This window comes from Plantibacter sp. CFBP 13570 (genome assembly GCF_014841395.1).
GTDB lineage: Bacteria > Actinomycetota > Actinomycetes > Actinomycetales > Microbacteriaceae > Plantibacter > Plantibacter auratus.
The window spans coordinates 1-13,318 of the sequence record NZ_JACYTW010000077.1 but is presented as its reverse complement, the minus strand read 5'-3'; the positions used below and the strand labels follow the sequence as shown (position 1 = coordinate 13,318).

The following is a 13,318-nucleotide window of genomic DNA, read 5'->3' as shown; positions in this document are numbered from 1 at the left end:
CACCCCTGCGGCGGCGGACGAGGCGGCGGCCCGGGTCAACCCGCCGACGGCCCCGATCCAGGTCATCGGCGCGCAGCCGGTCGCGCGCACCACCTCGGTCCAGGCGAAGCCGGCCCCGATCCCGGCCGACGCCCCGATGACGAGCCCGAACCAGGTCCAGCAGCCGAAGAGCGACCAGACCGAACCCGCTCCGGAGGACGTCGACAAGGTCACCGTGCTGAAGGGCATGGCCAAGTCGCTCGCCACCAACATGGACGCGAGCCTGACGGTCCCGACCGCGACGAGCGTGCGCACCATCCCGGCGAAGCTGATGATCGACAACCGCATCGTCATCAACAACCACCTGAAGCGCGCCAGAGGCGGCAAGGTCAGCTTCACCCACCTCATCGGCTGGGCCCTCATCCAGGCGTTGAAGGACTTCCCGAGCCAGAACGTCTACTACGAGGAGGCCGACGGCAAGCCCACGGTCGTCGCCCCGGCGCACATCAACCTCGGCATCGCCATCGACCTCCCGAAGCCCGACGGCTCCCGCGCCCTCATGGTGCCGGGCATCAAGCGCGCCGACACCCTCACCTTCAACGAGTACCTCTCGGCGTACGAGGACCTCGTGACCCGCGCCCGCAAGGGCAAGCTCACCGGAGCCGACTTCCAGGGCGTCACGATCTCGCTCACGAACCCCGGTGGCATCGGGACCGTGCACTCGGTCCCCCGTCTCATGAAGGGCCAGGGCTGCATCATCGGCGCCGGCGCCCTCGAGTACCCGGCCGAGTTCCAGGGCGCCTCCGAGCGCACGCTCAACGAGCTGGCGATCGGCAAGACGATCACCCTCACGAGCACCTACGACCACCGCGTCATCCAGGGTGCCGGCTCGGGCGAGTTCCTCAAGGTCGTCCACGAGCTGCTCATCGGCAGCCGCAGCTTCTACCAGGACATCTTCGCCGCGCTCCGCATCCCGTACGACCCGATCCACTGGTCGCCCGACATCAGCGTCGACCTCGCCGACGCCGTCGACAAGACCGCCCGCGTCCAGGAGCTCATCAACGCGTTCCGCGTCCGCGGCCACCTCATGGCCGACATCGACCCGCTGGAGTACGTGCAGCGCTCGCACCCCGACCTCGAGATCGAGACCCACGGCCTGACCTTCTGGGACCTCGACCGCGAGTTCGTCACGGGCGCCTTCGGCTCGGCCCGCACGGCCAAGCTGCGCGACATCCTCGGCGTCCTCCGCGACTCGTACTGCCGCACCACGGGCATCGAGTACATGCACATCCAGGACCCCGCGCAGCGCAAGTGGATCCAGAGCAAGGTCGAGCGCAAGTACGAGAAGCCGACGCACGACGAGCAGATGCGCATCCTCGGCAAGCTCAACGAGGCCGAGGCCTTCGAGACCTTCCTGCAGACGAAGTACGTCGGCCAGAAGCGCTTCAGCCTCGAAGGCGGCGAGTCCACCATCGCCCTGCTCGACACCATCCTCCAGGGTGCGTCGCAGGCCCAGCTCGACGAGGTCGCGATCGGTATGGCCCACCGCGGCCGCCTCAACGTCCTCACGAACATCGCCGGCAAGACGTACGGTCAGATCTTCCGCGAGTTCGAGGGAACGCAGGACCCTGCGAGCCACGGTTCCGGCGACGTGAAGTACCACCTCGGCACCGAGGGCACCTTCAAGGCCGAGGACGGCCGCGAGATCCCGGTCTACCTGGCAGCGAACCCCTCGCACCTCGAGGCCGTCAACGGCGTGCTCGAGGGCATCGTCCGCGCGAAGCAGGACCGCGGGCCGATCGGCGCGTTCGGCACCCTCCCGATCCTCATCCACGGCGATGCGGCGATGGCCGGTCAGGGCGTCGTCCTCGAGACGATGCAGCTGTCTCAGTTGCGCGGCTACCGCACGGGCGGCACGGTCCACGTCGTCATCAACAACCAGGTCGGCTTCACCACGCCTCCTGGCGAGGGCCGCTCCTCCATCTACAACACCGACGTCGCGAAGACCATCCAGGCGCCGATCTTCCACGTGAACGGCGACGACCCCGAGGCCGTCGTGCGGGTCGCGGAGCTCGCCTTCGAATACCGCCAGGAGTTCAAGCGCGATGTCGTCATCGACCTCGTGTGCTACCGCCGACGCGGCCACAACGAGGGCGACGACCCGTCGATGACGCAGCCGCTCATGTACAGCCTCATCGAGGCGAAGCGCTCCGTCCGCAAGCTGTACACCGAGGCGCTCGTCGGCCGCGGCGACATCACCGAGGAGGAGTACGAGGCCGCGCACCGCGACTTCCAGGACCGCCTCGAGCGCGCCTTCATGGAGACGCACGCCGAGCAGACCTCGCCGACGCCGATCCCGACCGAGGTCCTCGACGAGGACGGCTACTCCGGCGAACTCGAGACGACCGGTGTCTCCGAGGGCGTCGTGCAGCTCATCGGCGACGCGTTCAACAACAAGCCCGCCGGGTTCACCGTGCACCCGAAGGTGCAGCAGCTCCTCGAGAAGCGTCTCGACATGAGCCGCAACGGCAACATCGACTGGGGCTTCGGAGAACTGCTCGCGCTCGGATCGGTACTCATCGAGGGCACCCCGGTGCGGATGTCCGGACAGGACTCCCGCCGCGGCACCTTCGTGCAGCGTCACGCCGTCCTCCACGACCGGGTCAACGGCCAGGAGTGGCTGCCGCTCGCGAACCTCAGCGACAACCAGGCCCGCTTCTGGATCTACGACTCGCTCCTCAGCGAGTACGCGGTCATGGGCTTCGAGTACGGCTACTCGGTCGAACGCGCCGACGCGCTCGTGTTGTGGGAGGCGCAGTTCGGCGACTTCACCAACGGCGCGCAGACGATCATCGACGAGTTCATCTCCTCCGCCGAGCAGAAGTGGTCGCAGCGGTCGAGTGTCACGCTCCTCCTCCCCCACGGCTACGAAGGCCAGGGCCCCGACCACTCGTCCGCGCGGATCGAGCGGTTCCTGCAGCTCTGCGCCGAGGACAACATGACCGTCGCACGGCCGTCGACCCCCGCGTCGTACTTCCACCTCCTGCGTCGCCAGGCGTACGCACGCCCGCGTCGGCCGCTCGTCGTCTTCACCCCGAAGGCGATGCTGCGTCTGCGTGGCGCGACCAGCCCGGTGGCGGACTTCACCTCCGGCCGCTTCGAGCCGGTGATCGACGACGCACGGATCACCGACAAGGCCGCGGTCAAGCGGGTGCTCCTGCACTCCGGGAAGATCCACTACGACCTCCTCAGCGAGCTGCAGAAGCAGCCGAACGACGAGATCGCCCTCGTCCGCGTCGAGCAGTTCTACCCGGTCCCGGTGGCCGAGCTGAACGCCGTGGTCGCGCAGTACCCGAACGCCGAACTGGTGTGGGTGCAGGACGAACCGGAGAACCAGGGCGCGTGGCCGTTCATCTGCCTGGAGGCTGCCAAGCACCTCGAGGGTCGGACGATCCGCAACGTGTCGCGCACCGCGTCCGCCTCGCCCGCCACGGGTTCGGCGAAGCGTCACGCCGCCGAGCAGGCGGAGCTCCTCCGCACCGCGCTGGCGCTCTGACCTCAGCCGCACGACCGACGACGACCGCCTGTTCCGACAGGCGGTCGTCGTCGTCGTCTGCGTCGTCGTCTGGAGGCTGGTGGTCAGCACGGCGACAGCGATCCGTGAGTGGGCGGTGAGCCACCGCCAATAGGCTGACGCCATGGACTTCGCATTCCTCGCCGTCGTCGCGGTGGTGACCATCGTCGCGGTGGCCCGCTTCGCGAACAAGCTGCGTGTGGCAGCCCCGCTCATCCTCGTCCTGGTCGGCCTCGCCCTCAGCTATCTGCCGTTCGTGCCGGACGTCGAGGTCAAGCCGGAGTGGATCCTCGCCGGGGTGCTGCCGCCGCTGCTCTACTCGGCTGCCGTCAACGTCCCGCTGGTCGACTTCCGCCGCAACCTCAAAGCGATCTCCGGGCTCTCGGTCGTCCTCGTCGTGGTGTCGTCGGTCCTCATCGGTTGGATCCTGTCGACGATCCTCCCCGACCTGAGCCTGGCCGCCGGCATCGCACTCGGTGCCGTCGTCAGCCCGACCGACGCGGTCGCCGCGACCTCCATCGGTAAGCGACTGGGCATGCCGTCGCGCCTCGTGAGCGTCCTCGAGGGCGAAAGCCTCGTGAACGACGCCTCGGCCCTCGTCCTCCTGCGCTCCGCCATCGCCGCGACCGCCGGCACGGTCTCGTTGTGGGGCGTCCTTGGCGACTTCGCCTATGCCGTGGCGCTCGCGATCGCGATCGGGATCGTCGTCGGGTTCATCACGGTCCGGATCCGGTCCCGCCTGGGTGACCCCGTCCTGACGACGGTCATCTCCTTCGCCGTGCCGTTCATCGCGTACCTCCCTGCCGAGCATTTCCACGCGTCGGGCGTCCTGTCGGTCGTGGTCGCCGGACTCTACACCGGGCATCAGAGCGCGAAGTACTTCACCGCCCAGGACCGCATCAGCGAACGCATCAACTGGCGGACGACGCAGTTCCTCCTCGAGAACGGGGTGTTCCTGCTCATGGGGCTCGAGCTCGAGGCCATCGTCTCGCAGGTGGAGCAGGACGACCTCGGCATCTGGTCGTCGATCGGCCTCGGTCTGCTGACCGCCATCACCCTCATCGTCGTCCGCATCGTGTTCGTCGGCGTCCTCGTCTGGTCGTTGCGACGCGACGAACGGGAGGCCCTCGCCCGGCGGCCGAGACTGGAGCAGGTCTCCGCACGCCTCGAGGAGCATCCGACGGAGAACGCGCGCTCAGCCAAACGCAAGGCCGCCTTCTCGAGGTCGATCGCCCGGCGGAGCGCCGACCTGGACTTCCTGCAACGCGAGGGACTCGGATGGCGGGGTGGAGCGGTACTCGCCTGGGCGGGGATGCGTGGCGTCGTCACGATCGCCGCCGCGCAGTCGCTCCCGCTCGACACCCCGTATCGGGCGGAGCTGGTCCTCATCGCGTTCACGGTCGCGATCGTCACCCTCCTGCTCCAGGGCGGTTCCCTCCCGCTCGTCATCCGGCTGACCCGGGTCGGTGGGACGGACGAGCAGGCAGCGATGGCGGAGCTGGCCGGTCTGGTCGAGGAGATCTCGACCGTCGGTGTGGCCGCCCTCGACGATCCGCAGCTGCGCACGGACGGCGGTGAACCGTTCGACACCGCGGTCGTCGACCGGGTGCGCACGAGCAGCCTCATCCGCGTCGAGTCGGCGGCGGAACGCACCGATGCCGGCGTGGGCCCGCACGAGCAGTTCCGACAGCTGCGACGCCGAGTGCTCGACGCCGAACGCGATGCGCTCCTCGATGCGCGGGCGACCGGCAGCTACTCCTCCGAGGTGCTGGCGAAGGCGCAGCGCATGCTGGACGTCGAGGAGTCACGCCTCGACGGCGCAGGCTGATGCGGTCGGTCCGCCGTCAGGCGCTCTCGTGGGTGGCCTGGGTGGCCCGCAGCGACGCCAGGACCTGGTTCTTCAGGTCTTCGGGTGCCGTCTCCTTGCACGCCCGCTGGACGGCCTCGGTGAGGGTCTGGGCGACGAGCGCCTCGTTCTGACACTCCGGGCAGTTCGCGAGGTGCTCACGGATGTCGGCCGCCTCGGTCGTGCACACCTCGTGACGGAGGTACTCCTCGAGGTCCTTCTTGGCCTTGTCGCAGCCGCAGTCGCTCATTTCTTGCTCCCCTGCTTCGTCACGGTGAACCCCCGGGACTCGGCGTAGTCGGCCAACAGGTCGCGGAGGAGTCGTCGGCCACGGTGCAGACGACTCATCACGGTCCCGATGGGCGTTTTCATGATGTCGGCGATCTCCTGGTAGGCGAAGCCCTCCACGTCGGCGAGGTACACCGCGAGGCGGAAGTCCTCCGGGATGGCCTGCAACGCGTTCTTCACGTCGCTGTCCGGCAGATGATCGATCGCTTCGGCCTCGGCGGAGCGGCTGGAGGTGGCGCTGATCGACTCGGCGCCGCCCAACTGCCAGTCCTCGAGGTCATCGATGGTGCCCTGGTACGGCTCGCGCTGCTTCTTCCGATACGTGTTGATGTACGTGTTCGTGAGGATGCGGTAGAGCCACGCCTTGAGGTTGGTGCCCTGTTCGAACTGCGCGAACGCGGCGAAGGCCTTCACGAACGTCTCCTGGACGAGGTCCTGGGCGTCCGACGGGTTCTTCGTCATGCGCATGGCAGCGCCGTACAACTGATCGATGAACGGCAGTGCCTGTGCTTCGAACAGTGATCGGGGGTCCGGCTCGGCCGGAAGGGCTTCTGGGTCGACGGAGGTCATCACCGGCCAGTCTACGGCCAGCGCCAGACGGCCGTGATCGGCCTCCGTCACCGGTCGTTCCAGTACCGCTGTGGACATCCGCTCCTCCTTCTGCTCTCGACCCCGACTACTGTTGGAACCAATGTTGACCAATCCGTATTCCGCACCAGATTTCGACGTGTACGGCGATGCCGAACCCGAGCACGACGACGCAGCCTGGCCGGCGCCCGTCGCGGGCGGTCCGGTCGATGCGACCGTCTCGCTCCCGGGCTCGAAGTCGCTCACGAACCGCGAGCTCGTCCTGGCCGCTCTGGCCGACGGGCCCTCCCTGCTGCGCGCCCCGCTCCACTCGATGGACAGCACCAACATGGTCGAGGCGCTGCGCGCACTCGGGACCACCATCGTCGAGCGACCGGCGTCGGGCGCGTTCGGCAAGGACTGGCTCGTCACGCCGGGCGAGCTGTTCGGCAGCACGACCGTCGAATGCGGGCTCGCCGGCACCGTCATGCGGTTCGTCCCGCCGCTGGCCGCCCTCGCCCTCGGGCCGACCGTCTTCGACGCCGACCCCTCGGCCAGGAACCGGCCGATGGCCACCATGATCGGCTCGCTCCAGGCGCTCGGCGTCGACATCAGCGACGACGGCCGGAAGGCGCTCCCCTTCACGGTGCACGGCACGGGCACGGTCACGGGTGGCAAGCTCACGATCGACGCGTCGTCGTCGAGCCAGTTCGTGTCCGGCCTCCTGTTGGCCGCAGCCCGCTTCGAGCAGGGCCTCCACCTCGTCCACGAGGGCGAGCGTCTGCCGAGCCTGCCGCACATCGAGATGACCATCGCGGCCCTCGCGGCCCGAGGGGTCACCGTCGAACAACCCGCCGTCGGTGAGTGGGTCGTCGCCCCCGGCACGATCGCCGCGCTCGACGTCGACCTCGAGCCCGACCTCTCCAACGCCGCACCGTTCCTCGCTGCGGCGCTCGTCACCGGCGGGAGCGTCACGCTCCGCGGCTGGCCCGCCTCCACCACCCAGGTCGGTGCCGACCTGGCGGACCTCCTGCCCCGCTTCGGCGCGACGGTCACCCTGGACGGCGACCGCCTCACCGTCACCGGCGGCGAACGGATCACCGCGGTCGATCTCGACCTGACCACCGGCGGCGAGCTCGCGCCCGCCCTCACCGCGCTCGCAGCACTCGCCGACGGACCGTCGACCATCACGGGCATCGGGCACATCCGTCACCACGAGACCGACCGCCTCGCGGCCCTCGCGACGGAGATCAACAAGCTCGGTGGCGCCGTCACGGAGCTGCCGGACGGTCTCCGCATCGAACCGCGCCCCCTCCACGGCGGCGAGTGGTCGAGCTACCACGACCACCGCATGGCGACCACGGGAGCGATCCTCGGTCTCGTCGTGCCCGGGGTCACCATCGAGAACGTCGCCACGACCGCGAAGACGCTCCCACAGTTCACCGAACTGTGGCACGCGATGCTCGGGGGCTGAGCCGATGAGCTGGTGGGACGACGGCGTCGACGACGACGAGCCGGAACTCGACGAGTCGAGCATCAGGATGCGGCCGAACCCGAAGGCGAACCGCCCACGGACGAAGACGCGGCCCGAGCACCTCGATGCACTGACCGCACGCGTCCTCGCGGTCGACCGCGGTCGCTACACCGTGCTCCTCGACGAAGGCACGCCCGAGGAGCGCGTCCTGACGTCGACCCGCGCTCGTGAACTCCGTAAGCAGGCCATCGTGACCGGCGACCGGGTCGATGTCGTCGGCGACACCTCGGGTGCCGAGGGCACGCTGTCGCGCATCGTGCGGATCGTGCCGCGCACGACGCTGCTCCGCCGCAGTGGCGACGACACCGACGCCATGGAGCGCGTCGTCGTCGCCAACGCCGACCAGATGCTCATCGTCGTGGCTGCGGCGAACCCCGAACCACGGGCCCGCCTCGTCGACCGCTACCTCGTCGCCGCCTACGACGCGGGGATCACCCCGATCCTCTGCATCACGAAGACGGACCTCCAGGACCCCGACGAGTTCCTCGCGAACTTCGCCGGGCTCGGCCTGCGCGTGTTCCGCAGCCGGGAGGACGACGTCCCCCTGGCCGAGATCACCGAGGCCCTCATCGGCCACGACACGGTCTTCGTCGGCCACTCGGGCGTCGGCAAGTCCACCCTCGTCAACGCCCTCGTCCCGACCGCTGAGCGCGCCACAGGGCATGTGAACGTCGTCACCGGGCGTGGCCGCCACACCTCCTCGTCGACCGTCTCGTTGCGCATCGAGGCGCCCGGAGGATCCGGGTGGGTCATCGACACCCCGGGCGTCCGCTCGTTCGGTCTCGGACACGTCGACACCGCCAACATCCTGAAGTCGTTCACCGACCTCGCGGAGATCGCGCTCGAGTGCCCGCGCGGCTGCACCCATCTTCCCGACGCCCCCGACTGCGCGATCATCGAGGCCGTGGCCGAGGGACGGCTCGGAGAGAACGGCCCCGCGCGCCTCGACTCGCTCCAGCGGCTGCTGGGGACCTTCGCGACGATCAAAGCCGACCAGTACTCCTGACTAGGCTTGGGGTATGCCTGAACCCCTCCGTCTCTCCGCCGGCGACCCGGCCCCCGCGTTCACCCTGACCGACCAGGACGGCACCAGCGTGTCCCTGTCCGACTTCGCCGGACGGCGGGTGATCCTGTACTTCTACCCCGCCGCGATGACGCCCGGCTGCACCACCCAGGCGTGCGACTTCCGCGACAACCTCGCATCGCTCAGCGGTGCCGGGTACGTGGTGCTCGGCGTCTCGAAGGACTCCGTCGAGAAGCTCAAGGCCTTCCAGGAGGAGGACGGGCTCACGTTCCCGCTCCTCAGCGACCCGGAGCTGACGGTCCACCAGGCGTACGGAGCCTACGGTGAGAAGAACTCGTACGGACGCATCGTCACGGGCGTCCTCCGGTCGACGTTCGTCATCGACGAGACGGGCACCCTCACCCTCGCCCGGTACAACGTCAAGGCCACCGGCCACGTGAAGAGCCTCCGTAAGGCTCTCGGCCTCGACGCCTGACGCGTCGCGGCTGGACCATCAGGACCGACGCGTCGCGCTCAGATCTCGCGTCGGGTCACGGCGGCGACGGCCGGCGTGAACAGGAGCCCGAGGACGGCCAGCGACGGCAACAGCAGGAACCACCCGATCGCGGGTTGCGCGAAGACCCCCTGGAACGCGCCGACGGCGACGGCGATCTGCACGAGCTGCCAGGTGACCGCTCCCCCGCGGATCCAGCTCCGTCCGCGGATCGCGCCGAGGGCGAGCGCCGTGACGAACGCCGTGGCGATGAGCAGGATCACGAAGATCGCCAGTGCGCTCGTGAACGAGGCCGGCGTCGCCGCGACCAGCTCGAAGAGGAACCAGGCCGAGAGCCCGATCATGAGCAACGCCTCCGCGACGAGCAGGACGATGAAGGCCAGCACCGCCGGACGACGACGCTCCTCCGGGTTCGGAGCGGAGGCGGCGTTTCGATCGGTACTCACAGGGTTCACCCAAACTTGACTATTGATTTGCTCTTACCGATATGAAACCATGTTTGAGGCCGACATGAGGTCCACGAGGGTGTGGACAGATCCCGAATCCCGGACGATCATCCCCCTCGCATTTCGGCTTTCGCTTCCCGAGACCCCTCACTCGGTTGAAGAAATCTCACCATGCAATAAAAGGAGCTCCCCTATGGATTGGCGCGATAAAGCTGCCTGCCTGACCGTCGACCCGGAATTGTTCTTCCCGGTCGGGAACACCGGTCCGGCGGTCGATCAGATCGACAAGGCGAAGGCCGTGTGCGCCACCTGCAGTGTCACGGAGCTGTGCCTCCAGTACGCGCTCGAGACCGGCCAGGACTCCGGTGTGTGGGGCGGCCTCAGCGAAGACGAGCGCCGCGCCCTCAAGCGTCGCGCGGCTCGCGCCCGCCGCGCCTCCTAGTCGCAGACGAGAACCCCGGGTGCCGAACGGCCCCGGGGTTCTCGCATGTCCGCGGCCGTTCGCGACGGCCCAGGACCTCAGCTCTTGGCGACCCAGCGCATCGGGATCGCGATCGTGACCTCGGTTCCGCTCCCCATGAGCGTGTGCCAGTCGATCGTCCCGCCCAGTTCCCCCTGGATGAGCGTCCGCACGATCTGGGTGCCGAGGCCGGACCCGACCTTCCCCTCCGGGAGCCCCACGCCGTTGTCGCGGACCTGCACGCTCAGCAGCTCGTCCGTGCGGTCGGCCGTGATCTCCACGTCGCCGTCGCGGCCGTTGAGGCCGTGCTCCACCGCGTTGGTGACGAGTTCGGTGAGCGCGAGGGCGAGTGGCGTCGCGTACTCGCTCGGGAGCACGCCGAAGGAGCCGGAGGACTTCGGGCGGACCGTGGTGTTGTGCGAGCTCGCCACTTCGGCGATGAGCAGGAGCACGCGCTCGAAGACCTCGTCGAAGTCGACGTTCTGATTGAGCCCCTCGGACAGCGTGTCGTGCACGACCGCGATGGCGGCCACGCGCCGCATGGCCTGTGTGAGGGCGTCGTGGGCGTCCTCCGAGTGCGTCCGCCTGGCCTGGATCCGCAGGAGCGATGCGACGGTCTGGAGGTTGTTCTTCACCCGGTGGTGGATCTCGCGGATCGTCGCGTCCTTGGTGATGAGTTCCTGCTCCTGGTGACGCAGTTCGCTGACGTCGCGGCAGAGCACGATCGCACCCACCCGCTCGCCCCGGCTGCGCAACGGGATCGCCCGGAGGGAGACCGTCACGCCCTTGTCCTCGATGTCGGTCCGCCAGGGCGCCCGACCGGTGACGACGAGTGGCAGCGATTCGTCGACGGTGACGGTCCCGGTCCCGGAGAGCAGATGGGTCGTGACGTCCGCGAGCGACTCGCCCTCGAGTTCCTCGGCGAATCCGATCCGGTTGAAGGCCGAGAGCGCGTTGGGGCTGGCGAAGGTGACGGTGCCGTCGACATCGAGACGGATCAGGCCGTCGCTCGCGCGCGGCGCGCCCCGGCGTGGTCCGGTCGGCGCTCCGAGATCGGGGAAGTCGCCCACTGCGATCATCTCGAACAGGTCACTCGCGCAGTCGTTGAAGGTGAGTTCCTGGCGGCTCGGCGTACGGGCCTCACCGAGATTGGTGTGGCGGGTGATGACCGCGATCGGTCCGTCGGCATTGGTCGTCTCGGTCGGCGATATCCGCCGGGCGACGGGCACTGCACGAACCCTGGTCGGGGTCTCCTCGTACCAGTCCGGCGCGGACGACTCGATGATCCGTCCGCTCTCGAAACAGTCGGTGACCTGCTTACGCCATTCCTGCTTGATGGATTGGCCGACGAAGTCGCGATAGAAGAGTGTCGCGGCACTCGACGGACGCGAATGCGCGACCGCTATGAAACTGCCGGAATCCGTCGGTACCCAGATGACGATATCGGCGAACGCCAGATCCGCGAGGAGTTGGCTGTCCGCGAGCAGCATGTGCAGCCACTCCACGTCGGCCGCACTGGAGCGGCCCTGGGCGAGAACGAGATCACTGAGCGTCGACACGATTCCAGTCTAGGCTCGGCCGGCCGACACCGAGTGCGCCGGGCGTGCCCCGATGACCACTGGCAGGGCAGGCATGGAACGGCGACGGCGCTCAGCGGCCCGTGGGGGGCCACTGAGCGCCGTCGCCGGACGTGACTGTGTCAGTTGGCTGCGCGGTAAGCGTCCTGGACCGCCTGGGGGATGCGTCCGCGCGACGACACGGCGTGCCCGTTCTTCGCGGCCCACTCGCGGATCGCGGCGAGGTTCTCGGCGCTGTTGCGGGTGCTGGTGCTCGAGGTGCGGCGCCCACGCTTGACCGGGCGTCCGGCTCCGATGTAGGGCTTCAGCGACTCGCGGAGGTTGTTCGCATTGTCTGCACCGAGATCGATCTCGTATTCGGTTCCGTCGATCGCGAACCGGACGGTCTCTCCTGCACCAGAAGCGAGTTCGCTGCCGTCGAGATCGTCGATGTATGTGGTGATGACTTTCTGAGCCATGGGGGGTCCTCCTGAAGATATCCGTGGTGAGTCCGACGGTTATCCGATCATATCGAACCTCACCAAGCGAATCTGAATACCGACACGATACCGGAGTAATTCATCACCCAACGGATAGCGATGCATCGGAGAAGAATGCAGATGCATATATCGGCGAGCAAATGCATATTCGGTTGATCACCCAATTGTATTGAGTGACTCCGTCGAGACTATTGCGCTCGGCGTGACCGACTCCGCGCACGACGCCCGCGTGCTCCACCCGCCGAGCGCCGCGATCGGTCCCGCACCGGCGCCGGCTCCTGGTCGAGGACGGTGGACACGAACCGCCGCAACGCGACGGGAAGCGCCCCGCGCGGGGCCTGGTCGCGGAGGCTCCTCCCCGCGATCACCGCGGCGTCCACCACCCGCTGGTCCTCGGGCAGGAGCGCGGCAGCCTCGATCCCGCCGAAGCGGGAGAGCGTGGACGCCAACTGACCGGCCGGCCCGGTACCGAGCGCGACGCCACGCAGCCGGTTCACCACCACCGAGATGCGCGACGGGTCGACGAGTTCGACGAGTTCCGCGTGGCCGCGGAGCAGCCTCGTGACCCCGACCGGGTCGGCCGCACCGACCTCCACCACCCGGTCCGCGGACCCGAGGACGGCGAACGCCGCCCCGTTCCGTCTGGGCGCGAACAGGTCGCTCGAGATCTCCTCGTCCGCCTCCAGGCAGAACGCCGTGTCGATCACGATGTCGTCCATCCACGCCCGGCACCGTTCGATGGTCGTCGCGACGCGTTCCGTCGACAGTTCCGTCCAGCGTGCCGCACGTGAGATGCCGGTCAGGACCCGGAACGCGCCGGAGGGCGACGGATGGACGACCGCGATCCGCTCGAGCTGCTCGATGTCGAGCGCTCCACTTCCGGCCAGCCGGCAGGCCGCGGCGAACCCGGGTGCCTCATCGAGGAGGCCGAGCATGGCCGCGACGGACGACCCGTAGGTGTCCGCGTCGATGAGGACGACCCGGCGTCCGCGCGCGGCGAGCTCGCTGGCGATGCCCGCGGCGACGGTGGTCGTGCCGGGCGATCCGGCCG

Annotated in this window: 12 protein-coding genes; 6 read left to right on the top strand and 6 right to left on the bottom strand. The window is 68.6% G+C overall.

Annotation, left to right across the window (positions count from 1 at the left end; genetic code table 11):
• The coding region (locus IFT89_RS17825) for a multifunctional oxoglutarate decarboxylase/oxoglutarate dehydrogenase thiamine pyrophosphate-binding subunit/dihydrolipoyllysine-residue succinyltransferase subunit (protein ID WP_202939625.1) at window positions 1–3,535 on the top strand (3,535 nt) is incomplete at its 5' end.
• 142 nt (window positions 3,536–3,677) lie between these two features.
• Entirely contained in the window at window positions 3,678–5,381 is a 1,704-nt protein-coding gene (locus IFT89_RS17820; protein ID WP_202939624.1) for a cation:proton antiporter, read from the top strand.
• A gap of 16 nt (window positions 5,382–5,397) precedes the next feature.
• Here the strand turns inward: IFT89_RS17820 and IFT89_RS17815 are convergent, their stop codons facing one another.
• Complete coding sequence (locus tag IFT89_RS17815) at window positions 5,398–5,649, bottom strand: zf-HC2 domain-containing protein (RefSeq protein WP_079707242.1); 252 nt, start codon at window positions 5,647–5,649, stop codon at window positions 5,398–5,400.
• Window positions 5,646–6,335, bottom strand: a complete 690-nt coding sequence (locus tag IFT89_RS17810; RefSeq protein ID WP_079707243.1) for a sigma-70 family RNA polymerase sigma factor — start codon at window positions 6,333–6,335, stop codon at window positions 5,646–5,648. The genes IFT89_RS17815 and IFT89_RS17810 overlap by 4 nt, the downstream gene beginning before the upstream one ends.
• 43 nt (window positions 6,336–6,378) lie before the next feature.
• On the opposite strand from IFT89_RS17810, the gene aroA reads away from it, so the two are divergent.
• From aroA to bcp, 3 genes are read left to right on the top strand one after another with little or no spacing between them, the layout of a single operon-like run.
• Window positions 6,379–7,728 carry a 3-phosphoshikimate 1-carboxyvinyltransferase gene (gene aroA, locus IFT89_RS17805; RefSeq protein WP_086474004.1) on the top strand — a complete coding sequence of 450 codons (1,350 nt, stop codon included), beginning with the start codon at window positions 6,379–6,381 and terminating at the stop codon, window positions 7,726–7,728.
• A gap of 4 nt (window positions 7,729–7,732) precedes the next feature.
• Window positions 7,733–8,794 (top strand): ribosome small subunit-dependent GTPase A, encoded by a 1,062-nt coding sequence (gene rsgA / locus IFT89_RS17800; RefSeq protein ID WP_064295360.1) that lies wholly within the window; start codon window positions 7,733–7,735, stop codon window positions 8,792–8,794.
• A gap of 13 nt (window positions 8,795–8,807) precedes the next feature.
• Entirely contained in the window at window positions 8,808–9,287 is a 480-nt protein-coding gene (gene bcp, locus IFT89_RS17795; RefSeq protein ID WP_079002800.1) for a thioredoxin-dependent thiol peroxidase, read from the top strand.
• Between the two features lie 38 nt (window positions 9,288–9,325).
• Here bcp and IFT89_RS17790 read toward each other — a convergent pair whose 3' ends face one another.
• A complete protein-coding gene (locus IFT89_RS17790) occupies window positions 9,326–9,751 on the bottom strand; it encodes a hypothetical protein (protein ID WP_137243338.1) in 426 nt (141 codons plus the stop codon).
• A gap of 193 nt (window positions 9,752–9,944) precedes the next feature.
• On the opposite strand from IFT89_RS17790, the gene IFT89_RS17785 reads away from it, so the two are divergent.
• A complete protein-coding gene (locus tag IFT89_RS17785; protein ID WP_056012627.1) occupies window positions 9,945–10,193 on the top strand; it encodes a WhiB family transcriptional regulator in 249 nt (82 codons plus the stop codon).
• 77 nt (window positions 10,194–10,270) lie between these two features.
• Here the strand turns inward: IFT89_RS17785 and IFT89_RS17780 are convergent, their stop codons facing one another.
• The 3 genes from IFT89_RS17780 to IFT89_RS17770 all read right to left on the bottom strand — a co-directional run.
• Window positions 10,271–11,770, bottom strand: a complete 1,500-nt coding sequence (locus tag IFT89_RS17780) for a sensor histidine kinase (protein ID WP_079002802.1) — start codon at window positions 11,768–11,770, stop codon at window positions 10,271–10,273.
• A gap of 140 nt (window positions 11,771–11,910) precedes the next feature.
• Entirely contained in the window at window positions 11,911–12,246 is a 336-nt protein-coding gene (locus tag IFT89_RS17775; RefSeq protein ID WP_086474006.1) for a histone-like nucleoid-structuring protein Lsr2, read from the bottom strand.
• Between the two features lie 209 nt (window positions 12,247–12,455).
• On the bottom strand, window positions 12,456–13,318 hold an 863-nt coding region (locus IFT89_RS17770), incomplete at its 5' end, for a MinD/ParA family ATP-binding protein (RefSeq protein WP_202939623.1).

Excerpts from the sequence above, each read along its gene's own strand:
- rsgA (WP_064295360.1), top strand. The coding sequence starts at position 7,733 with ATGAGCTGGTGGGACGACGGCGTCGACGACGACGAGCCGGAACTCGAC.
- IFT89_RS17785 (WP_056012627.1), top strand. The coding sequence starts at position 9,945 with ATGGATTGGCGCGATAAAGCTGCCTGCCTGACCGTCGACCCGGAATTG.
- IFT89_RS17775 (WP_086474006.1), bottom strand. The coding sequence starts at position 12,246 with ATGGCTCAGAAAGTCATCACCACATACATCGACGATCTCGACGGCAGC.
- aroA (WP_086474004.1), top strand. The coding sequence starts at position 6,379 with ATGTTGACCAATCCGTATTCCGCACCAGATTTCGACGTGTACGGCGAT.
- bcp (WP_079002800.1), top strand. The coding sequence starts at position 8,808 with ATGCCTGAACCCCTCCGTCTCTCCGCCGGCGACCCGGCCCCCGCGTTC.
- IFT89_RS17810 (WP_079707243.1), bottom strand. The coding sequence starts at position 6,335 with ATGTCCACAGCGGTACTGGAACGACCGGTGACGGAGGCCGATCACGGC.
- IFT89_RS17815 (WP_079707242.1), bottom strand. The coding sequence starts at position 5,649 with ATGAGCGACTGCGGCTGCGACAAGGCCAAGAAGGACCTCGAGGAGTAC.
- IFT89_RS17820 (WP_202939624.1), top strand. The coding sequence starts at position 3,678 with ATGGACTTCGCATTCCTCGCCGTCGTCGCGGTGGTGACCATCGTCGCG.